At 65.8% G+C, this 22,178-nt stretch carries 19 protein-coding genes; 14 read left to right on the top strand and 5 right to left on the bottom strand.

Annotated features, from left to right (window positions below):
* The first annotated feature begins 16 nt into the window (after window positions 1–16).
* The 6 genes from PTT45_RS18320 (at window position 17) to PTT45_RS18345 (ending at window position 5,893) form a co-directional block, all read left to right on the top strand.
* Window positions 17–658 carry a YfgM family protein gene (locus PTT45_RS18320; protein ID WP_273815223.1) on the top strand — a complete coding sequence of 214 codons (642 nt, stop codon included), beginning with the start codon at window positions 17–19 and terminating at the stop codon, window positions 656–658.
* Complete coding sequence (bamB, locus tag PTT45_RS18325) at window positions 651–1,802, top strand: outer membrane protein assembly factor BamB (RefSeq protein ID WP_043308680.1); 1,152 nt, start codon at window positions 651–653, stop codon at window positions 1,800–1,802. Before PTT45_RS18320 ends, bamB begins: the two co-directional genes overlap by 8 nt.
* Before the next feature lie 67 nt (window positions 1,803–1,869).
* Window positions 1,870–3,369, top strand: coding sequence for a ribosome biogenesis GTPase Der (der, locus tag PTT45_RS18330; protein ID WP_273815226.1), 1,500 nt, complete (start codon window positions 1,870–1,872; stop codon window positions 3,367–3,369).
* Between the two features lie 128 nt (window positions 3,370–3,497).
* The gene (locus tag PTT45_RS18335; protein WP_273815228.1) at window positions 3,498–4,646 is read left to right on the top strand and encodes a pyridoxal phosphate-dependent aminotransferase; all 1,149 of its coding nucleotides are present in this window, start codon (window positions 3,498–3,500) and stop codon (window positions 4,644–4,646) included.
* The gene (locus PTT45_RS18340) at window positions 4,634–5,431 is read left to right on the top strand and encodes an amidohydrolase (protein ID WP_273815230.1); all 798 of its coding nucleotides are present in this window, start codon (window positions 4,634–4,636) and stop codon (window positions 5,429–5,431) included. Before PTT45_RS18335 ends, PTT45_RS18340 begins: the two co-directional genes overlap by 13 nt.
* Window positions 5,432–5,446: 15 nt before the next feature.
* Entirely contained in the window at window positions 5,447–5,893 is a 447-nt protein-coding gene (locus PTT45_RS18345) for a hypothetical protein (RefSeq protein ID WP_273815231.1), read from the top strand.
* A gap of 50 nt (window positions 5,894–5,943) precedes the next feature.
* Here the strand turns inward: PTT45_RS18345 and PTT45_RS18350 are convergent, their stop codons facing one another.
* From PTT45_RS18350 to PTT45_RS18360, 3 genes are all read right to left on the bottom strand, one after another.
* Window positions 5,944–6,999, bottom strand: a complete 1,056-nt coding sequence (locus tag PTT45_RS18350; RefSeq protein WP_273815232.1) for an NAD(P)-dependent alcohol dehydrogenase — start codon at window positions 6,997–6,999, stop codon at window positions 5,944–5,946.
* A 172-nt stretch (window positions 7,000–7,171) separates the two neighbouring features.
* On the bottom strand, window positions 7,172–8,842 hold the full coding sequence (gene leuA, locus PTT45_RS18355; RefSeq protein ID WP_273815234.1) for a 2-isopropylmalate synthase: 1,671 nt from the start codon (window positions 8,840–8,842) through the stop codon (window positions 7,172–7,174).
* A 301-nt stretch (window positions 8,843–9,143) separates the two neighbouring features.
* Window positions 9,144–10,367: a mechanosensitive ion channel family protein gene (locus PTT45_RS18360; protein ID WP_273815236.1), complete on the bottom strand. Its 1,224-nt coding sequence runs from the start codon at window positions 10,365–10,367 to the stop codon at window positions 9,144–9,146.
* A gap of 132 nt (window positions 10,368–10,499) precedes the next feature.
* On the opposite strand from PTT45_RS18360, the gene PTT45_RS18365 reads away from it, so the two are divergent.
* The 4 genes from PTT45_RS18365 (at window position 10,500) to PTT45_RS18380 (ending at window position 15,197) form a co-directional block, all read left to right on the top strand.
* Window positions 10,500–10,904 carry a DUF6491 family protein gene (locus PTT45_RS18365; RefSeq protein WP_273815237.1) on the top strand — a complete coding sequence of 135 codons (405 nt, stop codon included), beginning with the start codon at window positions 10,500–10,502 and terminating at the stop codon, window positions 10,902–10,904.
* Between the two features lie 170 nt (window positions 10,905–11,074).
* Window positions 11,075–11,629 (top strand): sigma-70 family RNA polymerase sigma factor, encoded by a 555-nt coding sequence (locus PTT45_RS18370; RefSeq protein ID WP_273815238.1) that lies wholly within the window; start codon window positions 11,075–11,077, stop codon window positions 11,627–11,629.
* Window positions 11,629–12,618 carry a FecR domain-containing protein gene (locus PTT45_RS18375; RefSeq protein ID WP_273815239.1) on the top strand — a complete coding sequence of 330 codons (990 nt, stop codon included), beginning with the start codon at window positions 11,629–11,631 and terminating at the stop codon, window positions 12,616–12,618. Before PTT45_RS18370 ends, PTT45_RS18375 begins: the two co-directional genes overlap by 1 nt.
* Before the next feature lie 167 nt (window positions 12,619–12,785).
* On the top strand, window positions 12,786–15,197 hold the full coding sequence (locus PTT45_RS18380; protein WP_273815240.1) for a TonB-dependent siderophore receptor: 2,412 nt from the start codon (window positions 12,786–12,788) through the stop codon (window positions 15,195–15,197).
* A 110-nt stretch (window positions 15,198–15,307) separates the two neighbouring features.
* On the opposite strand, the gene PTT45_RS18385 is transcribed toward PTT45_RS18380, so the two are convergent.
* Window positions 15,308–16,126, bottom strand: coding sequence for a peptidoglycan DD-metalloendopeptidase family protein (locus PTT45_RS18385; RefSeq protein WP_273815241.1), 819 nt, complete (start codon window positions 16,124–16,126; stop codon window positions 15,308–15,310).
* Between the two features lie 3 nt (window positions 16,127–16,129).
* Entirely contained in the window at window positions 16,130–17,509 is a 1,380-nt protein-coding gene (xseA, locus tag PTT45_RS18390) for an exodeoxyribonuclease VII large subunit (RefSeq protein ID WP_273815281.1), read from the bottom strand.
* Window positions 17,510–17,609: 100 nt separating this feature from the next.
* On the opposite strand from xseA, the gene PTT45_RS18395 reads away from it, so the two are divergent.
* The 4 genes from PTT45_RS18395 (at window position 17,610) to PTT45_RS18410 (ending at window position 22,176) form a co-directional block, all read left to right on the top strand.
* Window positions 17,610–18,158, top strand: coding sequence for a sugar ABC transporter ATPase (locus PTT45_RS18395; RefSeq protein ID WP_273815242.1), 549 nt, complete (start codon window positions 17,610–17,612; stop codon window positions 18,156–18,158).
* A 215-nt stretch (window positions 18,159–18,373) separates the two neighbouring features.
* Window positions 18,374–19,843: an IMP dehydrogenase gene (guaB, locus tag PTT45_RS18400; RefSeq protein ID WP_273815243.1), complete on the top strand. Its 1,470-nt coding sequence runs from the start codon at window positions 18,374–18,376 to the stop codon at window positions 19,841–19,843.
* Window positions 19,844–19,918: 75 nt separating this feature from the next.
* Window positions 19,919–21,496: a glutamine-hydrolyzing GMP synthase gene (gene guaA / locus PTT45_RS18405; RefSeq protein WP_273815244.1), complete on the top strand. Its 1,578-nt coding sequence runs from the start codon at window positions 19,919–19,921 to the stop codon at window positions 21,494–21,496.
* Window positions 21,497–21,561: 65 nt separating this feature from the next.
* Window positions 21,562–22,176, top strand: a complete 615-nt coding sequence (locus PTT45_RS18410) for a LysE family translocator (protein WP_273815245.1) — start codon at window positions 21,562–21,564, stop codon at window positions 22,174–22,176.
* Window positions 22,177–22,178: the final 2 nt, after the last annotated feature.

Consider the following 22,178-nt stretch of genomic DNA (forward strand, 5'->3'; position numbering starts at 1 on the left):
TTAAGGAGTTATTGGGGTGAGCATGACCGAAGAAGAACAGATTGCGCAGCTGAAGGACTGGTGGCAGCGCAACGGCAAACCCCTGCTGACCGGCGGCGCCCTGGCGCTGGCCCTGGTGTTTGGCTGGCAGGCCTGGCAGCACTATGAGAAGAACCAGGCCCAGGGCGGTGGCGCTCTGTACCAGGCGCTGCTGGAAACTTCCCTGACGCCCACCGGCCAGCCGGATGCTGGCAAGGTCACCGAACTGGCTGGCAAGCTGAAGGGCGAGTTCCCGGGTAGCGCCTACGCCCAGTACGGCAGCCTGTTCATCGCCAAGCTGGCGGTGGACAGCGGCAAGCTGGACGACGCGGTCGCCGAGCTCAAGCCGCTGGTGGACAAGCCGGCCGACAGCACCATCGGTGAGCTGGCCCGCCAGCGCCTGGCCCGTGTCCTGGCCGCGCAAGGCAAGGCCGAAGAAGGTCTCAAGCTGCTCGACGGCAAGACCGACAAGGCCTGGGCTGCTAGCCGCGAAGAACTCAAGGGCGACCTGCTGGTGCAGCTCGGCCGTGCCGACGAGGCCCATGCGGCCTATCAGAAGGCCAAGGACTCTCTGGACGAAGCTGCCGCTGTTGGTGGCCTGCAGATGAAACTCGACGACCTGGCGAAAGGGGATGCCTGACGTGATGCGTTGGAAGAATGCCGCCGTGCTGGCCCTGGCCGTGATGGCCGTGGGTTGCAGCAGCAACAGCAAGAAGGAACTGCCGCCAAACGAGCTGCCGGACATCCAGGAAGAACTGACCCTGGACAAGCAGTGGAGCGTCTCCGTCGGTGATGGCCAGGGTGAGCTGTATAACCTGCTGACCCCAGCCGCCGATGGCGACCGCCTGTACGCCGCCGCCGCCGATGGCGAAGTGGTTGCAGTGGATCGCCTGACCGGCGACAAGTTCTGGGAAGTGGATCTCGACCTGCCGGTATCCGGCGGTGTCGGCGCCGGCTACGGCCTGGTGCTGGTCGGCACCCTGAAAGGTGAAGTGATTGCCCTCGACGCCAGCACTGGCGAAGAGAAGTGGCGCGCCCGTGTTACCAGCGAAGTGCTGTCCGCCCCGGCCACCAACGGTGACGTGGTGGTAGTGCAGACCCAGGACGACCGCCTGATCGGCTTCGACGCCGTGACTGGCGCCCAGCGCTGGATCTACGAGAACAGCCCGGCCGTGTTGACCCTGCGTGGTACCAGTAGCCCAGTGATGACCAACCGCCTGGTAATGGCTGGCCTGTCTTCCGGCAAGGTCCTGGCGCTGGACGCCAGCCGCGGCATTCCGGTCTGGGAACAGCGCGTGGCCGTGCCGCAGGGTCGTTCCGAGCTGGAGCGCGTGGTCGACATCGACGGCAACCTGCTGCTCTCCGGTGGCACCCTGTACGTGGTTTCCTACCAGGGCAAGGTCGCGGCGATCGACGCCGAGAGCGGCCGTCCGCTGTGGAACCGTGATGCCTCCAGCTACGTGGGCCTGGCCCAGGGCTTCGGCAACGTCTACGTGAGCCAGGCCAACGGTGCCGTGGAGAGCGTCGACGAGCGCTCCAACTCCGCGCTGTGGAACAACGATGCCCTGCTGCGCCGCCAGCTGTCCGCGCCGGAGGTGTTCTCCAGCTACGTGGCGGTCGGTGACTTCGAGGGCTACCTGCACCTGCTGAGCCAGGTGGACGGTCACTTCGTCGGTCGCGAGAAGATCGACGGCGACGGCGTGCGTGTTCGCCCGCTGGTGATCGGTGACTGGATCTACGCCTACGGCAACAGCGGTAAGCTGGTTGGTCTGACCATCCGCTAAGCTGTTCTGCAATGTCCGGCCGCTGCCGCTCGACGGCAGCGGCCTTTGTGTTTTTGAGGAGGAGCCAATGGTTCCGGTTATCGCCCTGGTGGGCCGCCCCAACGTCGGCAAGTCGACGCTGTTCAACCGCCTGACCAAGACCCGCGACGCCATCGTGGCCGAATACGCGGGCCTGACCCGTGATCGCCAGTACGGCGAGGCCAAGTGGCAGGGGCGCACCTACATCGTCATCGATACCGGCGGCATCTCCGGCGACGAGGAGGGCATCGATGCGAAGATGGCCGAGCAGTCGCTGCAGGCCATCGAGGAAGCCGATGCCGTGCTGTTCATGGTCGACTCGCGCGCGGGCATGACCGCTGCCGACCAGATGATCGCCGAGCACCTGCGCAAGCGGAACAAGCGCCGCTTCCTGATCGCCAACAAGGTCGATACCGTCGACCCGGACATCGCTCGCGCCGAGTTCAGCCCGCTGGGCCTGGGCGACGCCATGCCGATCGCCGCTGCCCACGGCCGTGGCGTCAGCCAGATGCTGGAAGCCGCGCTGGGCATCTTCCCGCGTGACGATGGCGAGCCAGAGCCGGTCGAAGGCGAGGAGGGCGCGGAGCCCCAGGTCGAAGAAGTGGTTGCCGAGGGCCAGGAAGCCAAGCGCATCCCTGGCCCGAGCGAGAAGGATGGCATCAAGATCGCCATCATCGGCCGCCCCAACGTCGGCAAGTCGACCCTGGTCAACCGCATGCTCGGCGAAGAGCGGGTCATCGTCTATGACCAGGCCGGCACCACCCGCGACAGCATCTACATCCCGTTCGAGCGCGATGAAGAGAAGTACACCCTGATCGACACCGCCGGCGTGCGCCGCCGCGGCAAGATCTTCGAGGCCGTCGAGAAGTTCTCGGTGGTCAAGACCCTGCAGGCCATCCAGGACGCCAACGTGGTGGTCTTCGTGATGGACGCCCGCGAGGGCGTGGTCGAACACGACCTCAACCTGCTCGGCTTCGTGCTGGAGACCGGCCGCGCGCTAGTCATCGCCCTTAACAAATGGGACGGCATGGAGCAGGGCGAGAAGGACTACGTAAAGACCGAGCTGGAGCGCCGGTTGATGTTCGTCGACTGGGCGGACATCCACTTCATCTCCGCCAAGCACGGCACCGGCGTCGGCCACCTGTACAAGTCGGTACAGACCGCCTTCAAGGCTGCCGTCACCCGCTGGCCGACCAACCGCCTGACGCAGATCCTCGAGGACTGCGTGCAGGAGCACCAGCCGCCGACCGTCAACGGCCGCCGCATCAAGCTGCGCTATGCCCACCTCGGTGGTGCCAACCCGCCGCTGATCGTGATCCACGGCAACCAGGTGGATTCGGTACCGAAGACCTACACACGCTACCTGGAAAACACCTACCGCCGCGTGCTCAAGCTGGTCGGTACGCCGATCCGCATCGAATACAAAGGCGGCGAGAACCCCTACGAGGGCAAGAAGAACAAGCTCACCGAGCGCCAGGTGAACCGCAAGAAACGCCTGATGAGCCACCACAAGAAGGCCGAGAAGAAGCGCAAGGACAAGAAGCGCTGATTCACGCGCGTTCCAGACAAAGGCGCAGCAGCTTCGGCACCTGCGCCTTTTTCATTGGTGCCGCTGCTGCATCCTGAGCGGGCCATCGGCTATCCTCGCGGCTCGCACCATGCCAGCAGGAAGTCCCGATGCTCGCCAGCAAGCTGCCCAATGTCGGCACCACCATCTTCACCCGCATGTCCCAGCTCGCCGCGGAAGTCGGCGCCATCAACCTGTCCCAGGGGTTCCCCGACTTCGACGGCCCGCAGGCCCTGCGTGAGGCCGTGGCCCGCCATGTGCTGGAGGGGCGCAACCAGTACTCGCCGATGACCGGCCTACCGAGCCTGCGCCAGCAGGTGGCGGCCAAGATCGCGCGCAGCTACGGCGTGCAGCGCGATGCCGACAGCGAGATCACCATCACCCCCGGCGCTACCGAAGCGATCTTCTGCGCGGTGCAGGCGCTGATCCATCCGGGCGACGAAGCCATCGTCCTCGACCCCTGCTACGACAGCTACGAGCCCTCGGTGGAGCTGGCCGGCGGCCGCTGCGTGCATGTGCCGCTGGCCCTGCCGGACTTCGCCGTGGACTGGCAGCGCCTGGCTGACACCATCACCGAACGTACCCGCCTGATCTTCATCAACTCGCCGCACAACCCCAGTGGCGCGCTGCTTAGCCGGGCCGACCTCGACCAACTGGCGGCGCTGATCCGCGGCCGCGATATCCACATCATCAGCGACGAGGTCTACGAGCACCTGATCTTCGATGGCGCCCGCCACGCCAGCGTGCTGGCCCACGAGGAGCTGTACACGCGGGCCTTCGTTGTCAGCTCGTTCGGCAAGACCTACCACGTCACCGGCTGGAAGACCGGCTACGTGGTGGCGCCGCCGGCGTTGACCGCCGAGCTGCGCAAGATCCACCAGTACGTGAACTTCTGCGGCGTGACCCCCCTGCAGCACGCCCTGGCTGATTTCATGGCATCCAATCCCGAGCACGTCGAGGAGCTGCCGGCCTTCTACCAGGCCAAGCGCGACCTGTTCTGCGATCTGCTGGCCGATTCGCGCTTCCGCTTTACCCGTGCGCCCGGCACCTACTTCCAGCTGGCCGACTACTCGGCGATCCGCCCGGACCTGGACGACGTGGCCATGGCCGAATGGCTGACCCGCGAGCACGGCGTGGCGGCGATCCCGGTGTCGGTGTTCTACCAGCAGGCCCCGAGCGAGATGCGCCTGGTGCGCTTCTGCTTCGCCAAACGCGAGGAGACGCTGCGCCTGGCAGCGGAAAAACTATGCGCGATTTGAGCCAGCTGCCCGACCTCGAACTGGCGCTGATCCAGAGCGAGCTGGACTGGCACGACGCTGCTGCCAACCGCGCGCGCTTCGAGCCGCTACTGGAACAGGCGCGTGGCGCCGACCTAGTGGTGCTGCCGGAAATGTTCAGCACCGGCTTCTCCATGCACTCGGCCGAGCTGGCCGAGCCCGAGAATGGCCCGACCACGGTCTGGCTGCGCGAGCAGGCCCAACGTATCGGTGCGGTAGTCACCGGCAGCCTGATCATCCAGGCCGCCGATGGCAGCTACCGCAATCGCCTGCTGTGGGCGCGCCCGGATGGTTCGCTTGCCCACTACGACAAGCGTCACCTGTTCCGCATGGCCGGCGAGCACAAGCACTACAGCGCCGGCGAGGAGCAGGTACTGCTGGAAGTGAAGGGTTGGCAGGTGCGTCCGCTGATCTGCTACGACCTGCGCTTCCCGGTGTGGAGCCGCGACCCGCAGAACACTGATCTGCTGCTCTATACCGCCAACTGGCCGGGCTCGCGCCGCCACCACTGGAACCGCCTGCTGCCGGCGCGGGCCATCGAGAACCTGTGCTACGTGGCCGCGGTGAACCGCATCGGCAGCGACGGCAATGGCCATCCCTACAGTGGCGACAGCCAGGTGCTGGACTTCCAGGGCGAAGCCCTGCTGGCACCAGGCGATGCCGCCGGCGTGTTCCGCGTGCGCCTGTCGGCCTGCGAACTGGCGGCCTATCGGCAGCGCTTCCCGGCCAACCTGGACGCCGATACGTTCTACCTCGACCCCCACTGATCCGGAGCTATGCGCATGGAAGCCAATCACGACAATCCCTATCGCGCGCCCGATGCCGAGTTGCTCGCCGGCGAGAACCTCGTCGTCGGCGCGCTCTACCGGATGAGCGCCGTCGGTATCGCGACCTTCTTCGGTACGCCGCTGGCCGGTGCCTTCATCATCGCCCACAACCTGCGCGCCTTTGGCCGCGGCGAGCAGGTGCGCAGCGCCTGGGGCATGGGCCTCGGTATCTTCGTGGCGTTCATGCTGGTCGGTTACTGGCTGCCGGAGGGCGCTGGCGGCGTCGGCATGACTGTCGCGCAGGTCTTCACCATGCACTACTACGCCAAGAACCTGTTCGGCGATGCGGTGGCGGGGCACGGTGGCCCGTTCCTGTCCAACTGGCGGGCCTTTGGCATCTCGCTGCTGTTCCTGGTCGCCGTGATAGTGGTGTTGATCCCCATCGGCCTGCTGCTGGTCTGAGTGGCCAGAAAAAAGCCCGCCAATCGGCGGGCTTTTCCATGCGCGTGAGGTTATTGGCCGAGCTTGGCCATATCGATCACGAAGCGGTACTTCACATCGCTCTTGAGCATGCGCTCGTAGGCCTGGTTGATCGACTGCATGGGGATCATCTCGATGTCCGAGACGATGTTGTGCGCGGCGCAGAAGTCGAGCATCTCCTGGGTCTCGGCGATGCCGCCGATCAGCGAGCCGGCGATGCGGCGGCGCTTGAAAATCAGCCCGAACACATCCGCCGGCGGGTGCGGCGAGTCCGGCGCGCCGACCAGGCACAGGGTGGCGTCGCGCTTGAGCAGGTTGAGGAAGGGGTTGAGGTCGTGCGGTGCGGCCACGGTGTTGAGGATGAAGTCGAAGCTGCCGGCATGGGCGGCCATTTCCTCGGCATTCTTCGACACCACCACTTCGCTGGCGCCCAGGCGCAGGGCGTCCTCGCGCTTGTTCGGCGAGGTGGTGAACAGCACCACGCGGGCGCCCATGGCTGCGGCGATCTTCACGCCCATGTGGCCGAGCCCACCCAGGCCGACGATGCCGACCTTCTGCCCCGGGCCGACATTCCACTGGCGCAGCGGCGAATAGGTAGTGATGCCGGCGCACAGCAGCGGTGCTACGGCGGCCAGCTGGGCGCTGTCGGTATGGCTGATGCGCAGGACGAAGCGTTGGTCGACCACGATGTGCTGGGAATAGCCACCAAAGGTGTTCTCGCCGCCGAACACCGGACCGTTGTAGGTGCCGGTGAAGCCGCTCTCGCAGTACTGCTCCAGGCTCTCGCCGCAGGAGGCGCAATGCCGGCAGCTGTCGACCATGCAGCCGACGCCGGCAACGTCGCCGACCTTGAATTTGGTGACGTTGCTACCGACGGCCGTGACCTTGCCGACGATCTCGTGGCCCGGCACCGAGGGGTAGAGGGTGTTGTTCCACTCGTTGCGCGCGGTGTGCAGATCGGAGTGGCAGACGCCGCAGTAGAGAATGTCGATGGCTACATCGTCCGGGCCGACGGCGCGGCGCTGGATTTCCACCGGGGCCAGCGGGGTATGTGGCGCCTGGGCGGCGAAGGCGAGGGTCTTGCTCATGGAGTTCTCCCGAAGCGGATCAGTAAACGCAGGAGAGAGTAGAGCGCGGGTGTGACAGGCAGCTTGCCCAATACTGCCGGATGCATGCCCAGAGGTGCGGAACTGGGACTGTCGCGTGGGCAGAAACGAAAACGCCGGGCAGTGCCCGGCGTTTTCATTCACGGCTAAGCGATCAGGCGGCCTGGGCCTCGGCCTGCTCCAGGGCGCGGTTGAGCGCACTGAACAGGGCGCGGAAGGTCGCGGTGGTCAGGTTCTCGTCGATGCCGATGCCGTGCAGCGGGCGGCCACCGTTCAGGCGTACCTCGATATAGGCCACGGCCTGGGCATTGGTGCCGGCGCTGATGGCGTGCTCGTGGTAGTCCATGATCTCGATGTTCTGCGGCAGGGCGGCGACCAGCGCCTCCAGCGGGCCCTTGCCGGTGCCGTGCTTGCGGCGCACTTCGCCGTTATGGGTGACATCGACGTCGACGGTGCAGATGCCGTTCTCTTCCTGCAGGCGATGGCCCTTGAGCACATACGGGCTGTCGGCCTGCAGGTACTCGCTCTGCAGCAGGCCGTAGATCTGCTGGGCGGTCATCTCCAGGCCGAGGCGGTCGGTCTCGCGCTGTACCACCTGGCTGAACTCGATCTGCATGCGGCGCGGCAGGCTGATGCCGTATTCCTGCTCGAGCAGGAAGGTGATGCCGCCCTTGCCGGACTGGCTGTTGACGCGGATCACGGCTTCATAGTCGCGGCCGATGTCGGCCGGGTCGATCGGCAGGTACGGCACTTCCCAGACGCCTTCCGGGTCCTGCTGGGCGAAGCCCTTGCGGATCGCGTCCTGGTGCGAGCCGGAGAAGGCGGTGTGCACCAGATCGCCGACGTACGGATGACGCGGGTGCACCGGCAGCTGGTTGCACTCTTCCACCACCTTGCGCACGGCATCGATGTCGGAGAAGTCCAGCTCGGGGTCGACGCCCTGGGTGTAGAGGTTGAGAGCCAGGGTCACCAGGCAGACGTTGCCGGTACGCTCGCCGTTGCCGAACAGGCAGCCTTCCACGCGGTCGGCACCGGCCATCACGGCCAGTTCCGAGGCGGCTACGCCGGTGCCACGGTCGTTGTGGGTGTGCACGCTGATCAGCACGCTGTCACGGCGGGCGACGTGGCGGCCGAACCACTCGATCTGGTCGGCGTAGTTGTTCGGCGTGGCGCACTCGATGGTGGCCGGCAGGTTGAGGATCAGCTTCTGCGCCGGGGTCGGCTCGAATACGCCGATCACCGCGTTGCACACCTCGACGGCGAAGTCGATTTCGGTGGAGCTGAACACTTCCGGCGAGTACTCGAAGCCCCACTGGGTTTCCGGCTGGGCGGCGGCCAGGCGCTTGATGATCCGCGCGGCGCTGGTGGCGATCTCGACCACACCGGCCTTGTCCTGGTTGAAGACGATGCGGCGGAAGCTCGGCGCGGTGGCGTTGTAGTAGTGGACGATGGCCTTCTTGGCGCCCTTGAGCGACTCGAAGGTGCGGGTGATCAGGTCCTCGCGGGCCTGGGTCAGCACCTGGATGGTCACGTCGTCAGGGATGTGGCCGCCCTCGATCAGCTCGCGGACGAAGTCGAAGTCGGTCTGCGAGGCGGACGGGAAGCCCACTTCGATTTCCTTCAGGCCCACGGCGACCAGGCACTTGAAGAAGCGCATCTTCTTCTCGGCGTCCATCGGCTCGATCAGCGACTGGTTGCCGTCGCGCAGGTCGGTGGACAGCCAGATCGGCGCCTTGTCGATGATCTGGTCGGGCCAGGTGCGGTCGGGGAGCTGCACCTGGGTGAACGGGCGGTACTTCTTCGAAGGGTTCTTGAGCATGGTCATCGGGGTAATCCTTGGGTCGGCGGCAGGCCGGGCGAATCGCGAAATCGAGGGTGTGCGTCGGAGGCGGGATTCAGCCACGCAGTCGTGGGCTGACCAGGCGTAGGCAGGCGTGTTGACGCAGCAGGATGAGGGTGTGGGCAGTGTTCATGGGGTCCACCTTAAAGAGCGAGGTGAAAGCTGGCAATAGTTAAGGAAAAAACGCCAGTGGATGCTGTGAGCATCTCAAAGGCGTTTTTTTATTGCCGAAAAACAATATTCGGCGAGATTTTATTGCCTGGCATTGGCGGCTGCGGCCAGCCACTTACCCCGTTACTGCGCCGAGGCGCTGGAAGTCTGCGCCGCTGGGATTCTGGAACACACGCAGGCCGAAGGCCGGCAGGATCGCCAGCAGGTGGTCGAAGATGTCTGCCTGGATGCGCTCGTACTGTGCCCACACCACGGTGTTGGTGAAGCAGTAGATCTCCAGCGGCAGGCCGTTCTCGTTGGGCTGCTGGTGGCGGACCAGCAGGGTCATCTGCTGGTGCACTTCCGGGTGGGTGCGCAGGTAGTGCTCGACGTACGCGCGGAAGGTGCCCAGGTTGGTCAGCTGGCGGCTATTGAGCGGGTCGCTGAGGCTGGCGTTGTATTGCTGTAGCTCGGCCTGCTTGGTGTTCAGGTAGTCGCCGAGCAGGTCGAAGCGGTGCAGTTGGGCCTGGGCCTCGGCATCCAGGAAGCGCACGCTGTTCTGGTCCAGGTGCAGGCTGCGCTTGATACGCCGCCCGCCGGACTCCTGCATGCCACGCCAGTTCTTGAACGAGTCGGTGATGAAACGCTTGGTCGGGATGGTGGTGATGGTCTTGTCCCAGTTCTGCACCTTCACCGTATGCAGGGCGATATCGATCACGTCGCCGTCGGCGTTGAGCTGGGGCATCTCGACCCAGTCGCCGACGCGGATGATGTCGTTGGAGCTGATCTGCACGCTGGCCACCAGCGATAGCAGGGTGTCCTGGAAGATCAGCAGCAGGACCGCGGCCATGGCGCCGAGGCCGGACAGCAGGATCAGCGGCGAGCGGTCGACCAGGGCGGCGATGATGAGGATTGTGGCGATGGCGAAGACCGCGATCTTGAGCACCTGCACGTAGCCCTTGATCGGCCGCAGATTGGCGTCCGGGCGGCGCTGGTAGAGCGTGTTGATCAGGTTCAGCACTTCGCTGATGGCCAGCGCCAGGGTCAACACGATGAAGGCGCCGCAGACGTTGCGCACGATTTCCGTCACTTCGCCGGGCAGGTTGGGGATCAGGGCGATGCCCAGCGACAGGATCAGCGCCGGCACTATGTTGGCCAGGCGCGAGATTGCCGGTGAATCGGCGATGCTGCGATCCAGCTGCGTGGCGCGCAGGCCGCGGTACAGAGCGCGGAGGAGGATGCGCTTGACCAGCCAGTTGGCGATCCAGGCGGCCAGGGCCAGCAGGCTGAGGCTGATCAGGGTGTAGAGTTGCTGGTGCTGTTCGAGCCACTGCAGGGCTTCGCGATACTGTTCGGGCATGGAACTCCTCGAGCGGTTCGTAGTTTTCCGCAGGCGGCGGAAGGCAAGCGCAGCGCATTACCCTAACAAACCTGGCGGCTGGGCGTGGGCCATGCTTGTGTCCTGAGGTGTTTCTGTCGAATGGAGGTGGCCATGAAATCGATCCTGACGCTGTGCGCGCTGCTGGTGCTAGCCGGCTGCGCCTCCAGCGAGCATGTGCGCGATGCGCAGCTGCCACTGGATCAGCATCTGGCCAAGCTGGGCCTGGTCCAGGGCGAGTCGCAGGAGTCGATCAGTCGCTTCGAGATCGACGACTGGGACTACCTGGACAAGCGCCATATCGTGCTCGGCCGCGCGCCGGGTCGGCGCTACCTGCTCGAATTCAGCCGCGACTGCGACCGCCTCGATTTCAGCAGCACCATCGGCTACAGCTCGACCGTCGGCCTGCTGACCCACCTTGACCATGTGACGGTGTTCGACGGCATGGGCGGCATGCCGGAGATCTGCCAGATCGACAAGCTGTACAAGCTGGAGCGGGTGGAAAAGCCAGCGCCCTGATTGGCAGTTCACTGGTTCGATGGGCTCCCCACACCTTGGTAGTTAGGTATCACTGCGGCTCCGGCGAGTTGCTGGCAGATGGCTAGTTGTGTGATGATTAATAGCAATTCTCATTTGCTCCAAAGATCTTGATGCCCGCGGGACGCCACCCAGCGGCGTGGTGACTGCCTGTGAGCTCATCTGCCTATGCCACCCCTCCATCGCTGGAGACCCTGTACTGCGACCATCACGGTTGGTTGCAGGCATGGTTGCGCCGGCGCCTGGGGCATGCCTGCGATGCCGCCGACCTGGCCCAGGACACCTTCCTGCGGTTGATCGGCGGGGCCAGCCAGCCGCGCTTCGCCAGCATGGGCGAGGCCCGCGCCTATCTGCGCACCACCGCGAAGAATCTGTGCATCAACCTGTGGCGGCGCCAGGAAATCGAGCGCGCCTGGCTCGACACCCTGGCGGCGCTGCCGGAAGAACAGTGTCCCTCCGCCGAGCGCCAGGCTGCGGTGCTGCAAGCCCTGGAGGAGATCAGCGGTATGCTGCAGGCGCTGCCCGCCAAGGCCGCGCGGGGCTTCATCCTCGCCGTGGTGTGCGAGATGACCGATGACGAGGTTGGCGCTGAGCTGGGGGTGTCCGGGCGCATGGTGCGCAAGTACGTGGCCCAGGCCATGCTCGCGTGCCTGATGCTGCGCGCCAGTGAGACGGTCGCGGCGTTGCGCCAGGAACCGCTCTGCTGATGGAGAGCCGCGGCTACGAGAGAGACCTGCCCTCGCACGCCGTGCTGGAACAGGCGGCCCATTGGTACGCGACCCTGCGTGACGGCCAGGCCAGCGCCCAGCAGCACGCCCACTGGCAGGCCTGGTTAGGTGCGGACCTCATGCACGAACAGGCCTGGCGCTATGTCGAAGGCATCGGCCGCGATTTCGAGCCGCTGCGGGGCCGCCCTGATGCGCGCCTGGCTGCCGATGCGCTGGATGTCGCCGCCGGGCGCATGCATTCGCGGCGTCGTCTGCTCACCGGCATGGCGGTCATCACCACCGGTTCCCTGTGTGGCTGGCTGGGCTGGCGCGAAGCGCTGCTGCCGTCGAACCTGATGGCCTGGGGCGCGGATCAGCGCACCGCCACCGGCGAGCAGCGCGAAATGACCCTGGCCGATGGCTCCCAGGCCTGGCTCAACACCGCCAGTGCCATCGACCTCGCGTTCAGTTCCCGGGCGCGTGTCGTCAGGTTGGTGCGCGGTGAGGTTTTCATCTCCACCGCCAAGGGTGCGCGGCCGTTCTATGTCGAGACCGAGCATGGGCGCCTGCAGGCCCTGGGCACGCGCTTCAACGTCCGGCGTGATGGCGAGCGCACCTGGCTGGCCGTCTATGAAGGCGCCGTTGAGATACGTACCGCCAGCGGAGCAACTCGCGTGGTCGGCGCCGGCCAGCAGGCGCATTTCGATGCCGGGCACATCGGCGACAGCCAGGCCGCCGACGCGGCCCGTGAAGCCTGGACCCAGGGCACGCTGCTGGCCGACAACATCTCCCTGCGCGAAGTGGTGCAGGAGTTGAGCCGCTACCGCCATGGCCACCTCGGCGTGGCCGACGAGGTGGCCGATCTGCGGGTGTATGGCAACTTCCCCGTCCAGGATTCCGAGCGCGTGCTGCGCATGCTGGCGTCGGCGCTGCCGATCCGCATCGAGCAGCCCATGCCCTGGTGGGCGAGCATCGAAGCCCGGCACTGAGCCGGGCGAAAAAATAATTCAGAAAGAGGTTCCGGGTTTCGTCTGCTCGCTGGTTTACCCAGTAAGAAGACATGAAACATCGCCGAGTCGGCGCCTTGCGCGGCCGCGTGGCATCGCCTGTTGAGGGTCTTCGCTCAGCCACCTTGCCCCCAAGAGGAATGTCGTCCATGTCCCACTGCTGTCACCAGCGTGCTGCCCGCCCGGGTGTCGCCGCACACGTCTTTGCCCTGCGCCCGCTGACCCTGGCGCTTCACCTGGCTCTGTTGGGCAGTGCGGTGAGCCTGGCAAGCTGGTCGCCGCTCGCCATGGCCGAGGACGGCGCGGTGGTCACCGCCGAGCGCAGCTACGACATTCCCGCCGGCCCGCTGGCCAGCGCGCTCACGCGCTTTTCCCACGAGGCTGGCGTGTACCTGGTGGGCGCCGGTAGCCTGGCCGAGGGCGTGACCAGCCCGGGCCTGAGCGGTAGCTACTCGGTAGCGGATGGCCTGGCCGCGCTGCTCGCCGGCAGCGGTCTGGAGGCGGTCCAGCAGGCCGATGGCAGCTACGGTCTGCAGGTGGCGCAAGCCGAGGAGACCTATCGCCTGGCGCCCATCCTCATCAACTCCCAGGCGGCAGCGGAAGACCCAGCGGCCTCGGTAGTGACCCAGGAGCTGTGGGTCGGCGGCAAGGTGGCGACCAACATCCTCAACACCCCGGCATCGGTTTCCGTGGTGACCCAGAAGGAAGTCGAGCAGCGCAGCGCCAGCACGACCGAGGAGATCCTGCAGTACACCCCGGGCGTGATCACCGACTACTACGGTACCGATGACCGCAACGACTACTTCCAGATCCGCGGCTTCCAGGCCACCACCTACCGCGACGGCCTGACCCTGGGCTCGATGCGCGGTGTGCGCGAGGAGCCTTTCGCCTACGAGCGCGTCGAAGTGCTGCGTGGCGCCAACTCCACGCTGTTCGGCCCGGCTGACCCGGGCGGCTCGGTGAACTTCGTGACCAAGCAGCCGCGCTTCAGCAAGTTCGGCCAGGTCTATGCCACCTACGGCTCGTTCAACCACATGGAGTCCGGCCTGGATACCGGTGATGCGAACGAGGAGCAGACCCTGGCCTACCGCTTCACCGGCAAGTTCCAGGACAGCGACCGCGAGTACGACCACTCCCAGGACGACAACAACTTCCTGATGGGAGGCCTGACCTGGGCGCCGACGGCCTACACCTCAGCCACCCTGGTGGTGGATCACCTGCGCCAGGACAACACGCCCAACAGCGGCGGTTACCCGATGGACCGCGAGTACGACCGCGACGAGTTCTTCGGCGAGCCGAGCTACAACTTCCACGATGTCGAGCGCACCAACGTCAGCGCCAACTTCAGCCACGACTTCGACAACGGCTTCACCCTGCGCAGCAACATGCGCCACAGCGACCTGAGCGATGAGTACGGTTACGTCTATATCAGCGATGCTGCCGGGCATGTCGGCAACGTGGTTGAGCGTGGCTACGTGGGCTCCGATAGCGAAGCCGAGCAGTTCAACGGCAACGTGATGCTGCAGTACGACGCGCGCTTCGAGAATATCGATAGCAGCAGCATCGTTGGCGTGGAGTACCTCGATGCCTCTGCCGAGAACGTGTCTGTGTATGGCGACGCCGATCCCATCGACGTGACCAATCCGGTCTACCGTGGCGTTTCGCCGGCGATCGTCTACGAGGACAAGGATCGAGATAACACCACCAAGTCGGTATTCCTGCAGCAGAACCTGTCGTTCTACGAGCGCTTCATCGTCACTGCCGGCATGCGCCATGACTCGATGGACGTCTCGGAGACCGACCACCTGTACAACACCAAGACCTCGGATAACTTCTCGGAAAACTCTTTCCGTGGCGCGCTGACCTACATCGTCAACGACGAGGTTTCCACCTACATCAGCATGGTGGAGTCGGTGTCCCCGCCTGAAGTCGGCGTTACCCCGGAGCGCGGCAAACAGTACGAAGTGGGTGTGAAGTATTCGCCGCTGGAGATGAATGCGCTGTTCTCCGCCGCCATCTACGAGCTGACTCAGGAGGATGTCGCCACCGCAGTCGTACAGTCGAACGGACTTATCGAGCAGCAGACGGTGGGCGAGCAGCGCGTGCGCGGCCTCGATCTGGAGGCCAAGGCCGAGCTGACCGAGAACCTCAGCCTGGTCGGCGGCTACTCCTACATGGACACCGAAGTGTTGCGCGGTGCGCTGCAGTCCTGGAACGGGACCGGTTATGACGCCGTGTCGATCAAGGGTAACGAGATGGTCTCTGCGCCCAAGCATTCGGCCTCGCTGTGGAGCTATTACAGCGTGCCGGGCACCGATGTCAGCGTCGGTCTGGGCGCCCGTTATGTCGGCGCCTACTACTTCGGCGACTTCAACAACACCGGCAAGAGCGACGCCACCACGCTGTTCGACGCCGCGTTCAACTACCAGATCGTCAAGGGCACGGACCTGGCCCTCAACGTCAGCAACCTGTTCGACGAGCAGCATGTGGTCGGCCGCGGTAGCGCGAACTACTACAACCCGGGCCGCGAGATCACGGCCAAGGTGAGCTACAACTGGTAAGCCTGCGGCGCGCTACCCTCGGGTAACGCAGCCTGTGCGAAACCGCGAAATGAAAAGACCGCCTGGGGCAACCCGGCGGTCTTTTTATTGGGGCTCGGCTGGTGGATGCTTCAGGGCTTGAACGCGCCGATGAAGATCGCCGGGTCGACACGGGCGTCGTTGAGGCTGACGTTCCAGTGCATGTGCGGCCCGGTGGCACGGCCGGTGGCGCCGACCTTGCCGACCACGCCGCCGCGCGGCAACTCCTGGCCCAGCTGCACGTCGATCTTGGACATGTGGCAGAACATGCTGATCAGGCCCTGGCCGTGGTCGACGAATACCGTCTTGCCGTTGAAGAAGTAGTCGCCGATCAGGATCACCTTGCCGGCCGCCGGGGCCTTGATCGGCGTGCCGGCGCCGACGGCGAAGTCCAGCCCGGAGTGCGGGTTGCGTTCCTCGCCGTTGAAGAAGCGGCGCAGGCCGAAGGGCGACGACAGAGGACCGTTGACCGGTTTGTCGAACAGCAGGTTGCTCGGCTGGCGGGCGCTGAACTGCTGGTAGGCGCGGGTCTGCTCGGCCAGCTCGCGCTCGATGCGTGCCAGGTTCTTCGCGCTCGGGTTGACCTGCTCCTGGTTCTTCAGGGTGATGCGCTGCTCGCGGTAGTGCTTGGCACCCACCTGGAAGCTCAGTGCCTGGCCGTTCGCCTCGATCTGCTGCGCACCGGGCTTGACCGTCAGCGGGATGCCGACGATGGCGATCCAGCGCTTGCCTTCTTCCTTCACCACCAGCACCGGCTTGCCCTGGTAGCGCGCCTGTGGCGCCGTGGCGGCGTCGCCCAGGTCGAGCACGGCCACGCCGCCGGGCACCGGCTTGTTCAGCAGGCGGGTGATGAAGCCATCGGCATGAGCAGGCAGGGCGAGGCAGAGCAGCAGGGCGATGAGCGGGCGCACGTATCAGTCCAGAAGCGAGAGGGTGACCGGGGTCAGGTGGTTGTCTTCGACGCGCACGTCCAGCTCGCCTTCGCCGAGGCGCGCCTTGAGGCGCTGGCCGGGCCGGGTCTGGCTGGCGCTGCGGATGGCCTGGCCGCGTTCGTCGAGGAGGATGCTGTAGCCGCGGCCAAGGGTGGCCAGCGGGCTGACGATATGCAGCTGCTGGCCAAGAGCTGCGAGTTGCTGGCGCTGCTGGCGCAGCTGCAGCTCGATGGCGCGCGGCAGGCGCTCGCCCAGGCTGTCCAGGCGCTGACGCAGCAGGGCCAGGGCGCGGCCCGGATGCTGGGCGTGCAGGCGGCCGTCCAGGCGCGCCAGGCGCTCGTGGCGGCTGGTGGCTTGTTGCTGGAAGGCCCGGCGCAGGCGCATGTCCAGGTCGTCCAGGCGCTGGGCCTGTTGGCGCAGGCGTTCGCCGGGGTGGCGCAGGCGCCGGGTCAGGCCTTCCAGGCGCAGCTGTTCGCGGCTCAGGCGCGTCTGCAGGCTCAGCGCCAGGCGGCGGCTGAGGCCGTCCAGGCGGCGTTGCAGATCGGAACTGTCTGGCGCCAGCAGCTCGGCGGCGGCCGAGGGTGTCGGCGCGCGCACGTCGGCGACGAAGTCGCTGATCGACACGTCGGTCTCGTGGCCGACGGCGCTGACCACCGGCGTGACGCAGGCGGCCACGGCACGGGCCACGGCCTCCTCGTTGAAGCACCACAGGTCCTCCAGCGAGCCGCCACCGCGGGCCAGGATGATCGCGTCGAAGCCGGCGCGGTCGGCCAGCTGCAGGCCGCGAACGATCTGCGCGGTGGCCTCGCGGCCCTGCACGGCGGTGGGGATCAGGGTCAGCGCCACCTGCGGCGCACGACGGCGGAACACGCTGATGATGTCGCGGATCACCGCGCCGGTCGGTGAGCTGACGATGCCGATGCGCTGCGGGTGGGCGGGCAGGGCGCGCTTGCGTTCGGTGGCGAACAGGCCCTCGGCGGAGAGCTTTTCCTTGAGCGCCTCGAAGGCCAGGCGCAGGGCGCCGTCGCCGGCCGGCTCAACCGTGTCGAGGATCAGTTGGTAGTCGCCACGGCCCTCGAACAGCGAGACCTTGCCGCGCACCTTCACCGCCAGGCCGTCACGCAGGGCCTGGCGCACGCGGGCGGCATTCTGCCGGAACAGTGCGCAACGCACCTGGGCCTGACTGTCCTTGAGGGTGAAATAGAGGTGGCCGGAGGCCGGGCGCGCCAGGTTGGAGATCTCGCCCTCGACCCAGACCTGGGCGAACACGTCCTCCAGCAACAGGCGGGCGCGGTTGTTCAGTTGGCTGACGCTGAGCGCTTCGCGGTCGAGACCGAGGCGCTGGAAGGGATCGTTGAGCATGGCGGCATGATAAAGGCTTTGCCCGGCCGGCCATAGGCGCACTTGACCGCTCCGTCGGCACGTTTAAGCTGCGCGACCTTTCCATGTCAGGCTAGGCCCCATGAGCGAGCAGATCATCCTCGTCCCCCGCATCTCCAGCCTGCCCGAGCACGAGGCGCGGGCGCGCCTGCTGCTGCGCTGGCTGGCCAAGCGCGACATCGTGGCGGAGCTGCCGAGCACCTGCGGCGCGCTGGGCAACGGCATGGCCCATGCCATTGGCGCCGGCGCCCGGCGCATCGTCGAGCGTCCGGAGTTGCTGCCGTTCGACCAGCCGCTCAATGGCCTGCAGATCGTCAGCAAGCGCTGCATCTATACACCGACCGAGGGTTTTCTCGAGGAAGCCGGCTGCCCCGAGTGCCGTCAGGAGATCGGTGAGGCGCTGTTCGACGGCCTCGACGAGTGGATGCCCGGCGACACCGACAACTTCACCTGCCCGCAGTGCGGCCATGAGGACGACGTCAACGGCTTCCTGTTCCTGCAGCCTTGCGCCTTCTCCAACCTGGGTTTCGTCTTCAATGGCTGGGGGCAGGCCGGCTTCCGTCAGGCCTTTATCGATGAATTCACCGAGCGCTTGGGTTATCCCTTGGCACAAGTGTCGGTAAAGCGCTGAGAACCGCCGCGAATCTCCTGATCGTCGGCCATGCTGCGTTGAAATTGGCGGCGGGCTGCTCATTTACCGCGCGTAAACTCCGCGCCCTTCGCCAATTTCGCCTTGCCTGGCCTTAGCTCAAAATATCCGCAGCAGGTTCTGCGCGCGCATTGAGAGAAGCCGCTCGGCTGGGTATAATGCCGCGCTTCTTATTTTTCCCTCCCGGGAGCCCCGCCATGCTGCGCATCAGCCAAGAAGCACTCACCTTCGACGACGTTCTGCTCATCCCCGGTTACTCCGAGGTCCTGCCCAAGGACGTCAGTCTCAAGACCCGCCTGACCCGTGGCATCGAGCTGAACATCCCGCTGCTGTCCGCAGCGATGGATACCGTCACCGAGGCGCGTCTGGCCATCGCCATGGCTCAGGAAGGTGGCATCGGCATCATCCACAAGAACATGACCATCGAGCAGCAGGCTGCCGAGGTGCGCAAGGTCAAGAAATACGAGGCCGGCGTGGTCAAGGACCCGATCACCATCGAGGCCAACGCCACCGTACGTGACCTGTTCGAGCTGACCCGCCAGCACAACATCTCCGGTGTTCCGGTGCTGTCCAACGGCGACCTGGTCGGCATCGTCACCTCCCGTGACGTGCGCTTCGAGAACCGCCTGGACGCCCTGGTGCGTGACGTGATGACGCCGAAAGAGCGCCTGGTCACCGTCAAGGAAGGCGCCGCCAAGGAAGTCGTGCGCGAGCTGCTGCACAAGAACCGTATCGAGAAAGTGCTGATCGTCGACGACGCCTTCACCCTCAAGGGCATGATGACCGTTACCGACATCGAGAAGGCCAAGGCCTACCCGCTGGCCAGCAAGGACGACCAGGGCCGCCTGCGCGTCGGCGCCGCTGTCGGCACCGGTGCCGATACCGGTGACCGCGTTGGTGCACTGGTCGCCGCTGGCGTCGACGTGATCATCGTCGACACCGCCCACGGCCACTCCAAGGGCGTGATCGACCGCGTGCGCTGGGTCAAGGAGAACTTCCCGCAAGTCCAGGTGATCGGCGGCAACATCGCCACCGGCGAAGCCGCCAAGGCCCTGGCCGAGGCGGGCGCTGACGGCGTCAAGGTCGGCATCGGTCCGGGCTCCATCTGCACCACCCGTATCGTCGCCGGCGTCGGCGTACCGCAGATTTCCGCTGTGGCCAACGTCGCCGCCGCTCTGGCCGGCACCGGCGTACCGCTGATCGCCGACGGTGGCATCCGCTTCTCCGGCGACCTGGCCAAGGCCATCGCCGCTGGCGCTTCCGCCGTGATGATCGGCTCCATGCTGGCCGGTACCGAAGAGGCTCCGGGCGAGGTCGAGCTGTTTCAGGGTCGCTCCTACAAGGCCTACCGCGGCATGGGCTCGCTGGGCGCCATGGCCCAGGCCCAGGGCTCCTCGGACCGTTACTTCCAGGACTCCGCGGCCGGTGCCGAGAAGCTGGTGCCGGAAGGCATCGAAGGTCGCGTGCCGTACAAGGGCGCGATGGGCGCCATCGTGCATCAGCTGATGGGCGGCCTGCGTGCCTCCATGGGCTACACCGGCAGCGCCTCCATCGAGGACATGCGCACCAAGCCGCAGTTCGTGCGCATCACCGGCGCCGGCATGGCCGAGTCGCACGTACATGACGTACAGATCACCAAGGAAGCGCCCAACTATCGCGTTGGCTGATTCCGAAAGACGCTGTAAACACGGGGCTGACTAACCAGCCCCGTGTCATTTGTGACTTCGCTACGAGAGACGGCCATGGCCCACGACATTCACGCCCACCGCATCCTCATCCTCGACTTCGGTTCCCAGTACACCCAGCTGATCGCCCGCCGCGTGCGCGAGATCGGCGTGTACTGCGAGATCCACCCGTTCGACATGGACAACGAGGCGATCCGCGCCTTCGCCCCGCGCGGCATCATCCTCGCCGGCGGTCCCGAGTCGGTGCACGAGGCCAACAGCCCGCGCGCGCCGCAAGCGGTGTTCGACCTGAACGTGCCGCTGTTCGGCATCTGCTACGGCATGCAGACCATGGCCGAGCAGCTCGGCGGCAAGGTCGAAGGTTCCGACCTGCGCGAGTTCGGCTACGCCCGCGTCGATGTGGTCGGCAAGGCCCGCCTGCTTGATGGCATCGAAGACCATGTGGACACCGACGGTGTACTGGGTCTGGACGTGTGGATGAGCCACGGCGACAAGGTCACCGCCATGCCCGCCGGCTTCCACATCCTGGCCAGCACCCCGAGCTGCCCGATCGCCGCCATGGCCGACGACAGCCGCGCTTACTACGGCGTGCAGTTCCACCCGGAAGTGACTCACACCAAGCAGGGCGGTCGCATCCTCTCGCGCTTCATCCTCGACATCTGCGGCTGCGAAGCCCTGTGGACCCCGGCCAACATCGTCGAAGACGCCATCGCCACCGTGCGTGCCCAGGTCGGCACCTCCAAGGTGCTGCTGGGTCTGTCCGGCGGCGTCGACTCTTCGGTAGTTGCCGCGCTGCTGCACCGCGCCATCGGCGACCAGCTGACCTGCGTGTTCGTCGACAACGGCCTGCTGCGCCACAAGGAAGGCGACCAGGTGATGGCCATGTTCGCCGAGAACATGGGCGTCAAGGTGATCCGCGCCAACGCCGAAGAGCTGTTCCTCGGCCGTCTGGCCGGCGTCAGCGATCCGGAAGAGAAGCGCAAGATCATCGGCCGCAGCTTCATCGAAGTGTTCGACGAAGAAGCCACCAAGCTGCAGGACGTGAAGTTCCTCGCTCAGGGCACCATCTACCCGGACGTGATCGAGTCGGCTGGCGCCAAGACCGGCAAGGCCCACGTGATCAAGTCGCACCACAACGTCGGCGGTCTGCCGGAGGACATGCAGTTCTCCCTGGTCGAGCCGCTGCGCGAGCTGTTCAAGGACGAAGTCCGCAAGATTGGCCTGGAACTGGGCCTGCCCTACGACATGGTCTACCGCCACCCGTTCCCGGGCCCGGGCCTGGGCGTGCGCATCCTCGGCGAAGTGAAGAAGGAATACGCCGACCTGCTGCGCCTGGCTGACCACATCTTCATCGAAGAGCTGCGCAACTTCGACTGGTACCACAAGACCAGCCAGGCCTTCGTGGTGTTCCAACCGGTGAAATCGGTCGGCGTGGTCGGTGACGGCCGTCGCTACGCCTGGGTCGTGGCTCTGCGCGCTGTAGAGACCATCGACTTCATGACCGCTCGCTGGGCGCACCTGCCCTACGAGCTGCTGGAGAAAGTCTCCAACCGCATCATCAACGAGATCTCCGGCATCTCCCGCGTCACCTACGACGTATCGAGCAAGCCGCCTGCCACCATCGAGTGGGAGTGATCCGCGACGAGAAGGGCAGCCACGGCTGCCCTTCTCGTATGTGACAGCTGACAAGGAGAAACGGGATGTTCGGGATCACCGACTACGGCGCCTTCGTGGTCGCCTTCGTGGTGCTGCTGATGATTCCGGGGCCGGGCAACCTGGCGCTGATCACCTCCACTGGCAAGGGCGGCGTGCGCGGCGGGCTGGCCTCGACCTGCGGCATCATCCTCGGCGACCAGGTGCTGATGTGGCTGGCGGTGGCCGGCGTGGCGGCGCTGCTGGCGGCCTACCCGACGGCCTTCCATGCCGTGCAGTGGCTGGGTGCGGGCTATCTGATCTGGCTCGGTGCGCGCATGTTGCTGGCCAAGCCGGGCAGCGCGCCGGCGGTGCATATCAGTGCCGGTCATTACCTGCGCCAGACGGCGGTGATCACCCTGTTCAATCCCAAGGCCATCGTCTTCTACATGGCCTTCTTCCCGCTGTTCATCGATCCGGCCCGGCACCAGGGGCTGCTGACCTTCGCCGTGATGGCGCTGACGGTGGCGCTGCTGACCTTCATCTATGGCCTTGTGGTGACCCTGCTGACCCGCCAACTGATCGAGCGCATGCGCGCTCGGCCGCAGCTGGGCAAGGCGCTGGAGCGCCTGGCCGGGATGTGCCTGGTGGGCTTCGGCCTGAAGCTCGCGCTCAGCCGCTGAGC

The organism is Pseudomonas sp. Gutcm_11s (assembly GCF_028649395.1).
Classification (GTDB): Bacteria; Pseudomonadota; Gammaproteobacteria; order Pseudomonadales; family Pseudomonadaceae; genus Aquipseudomonas.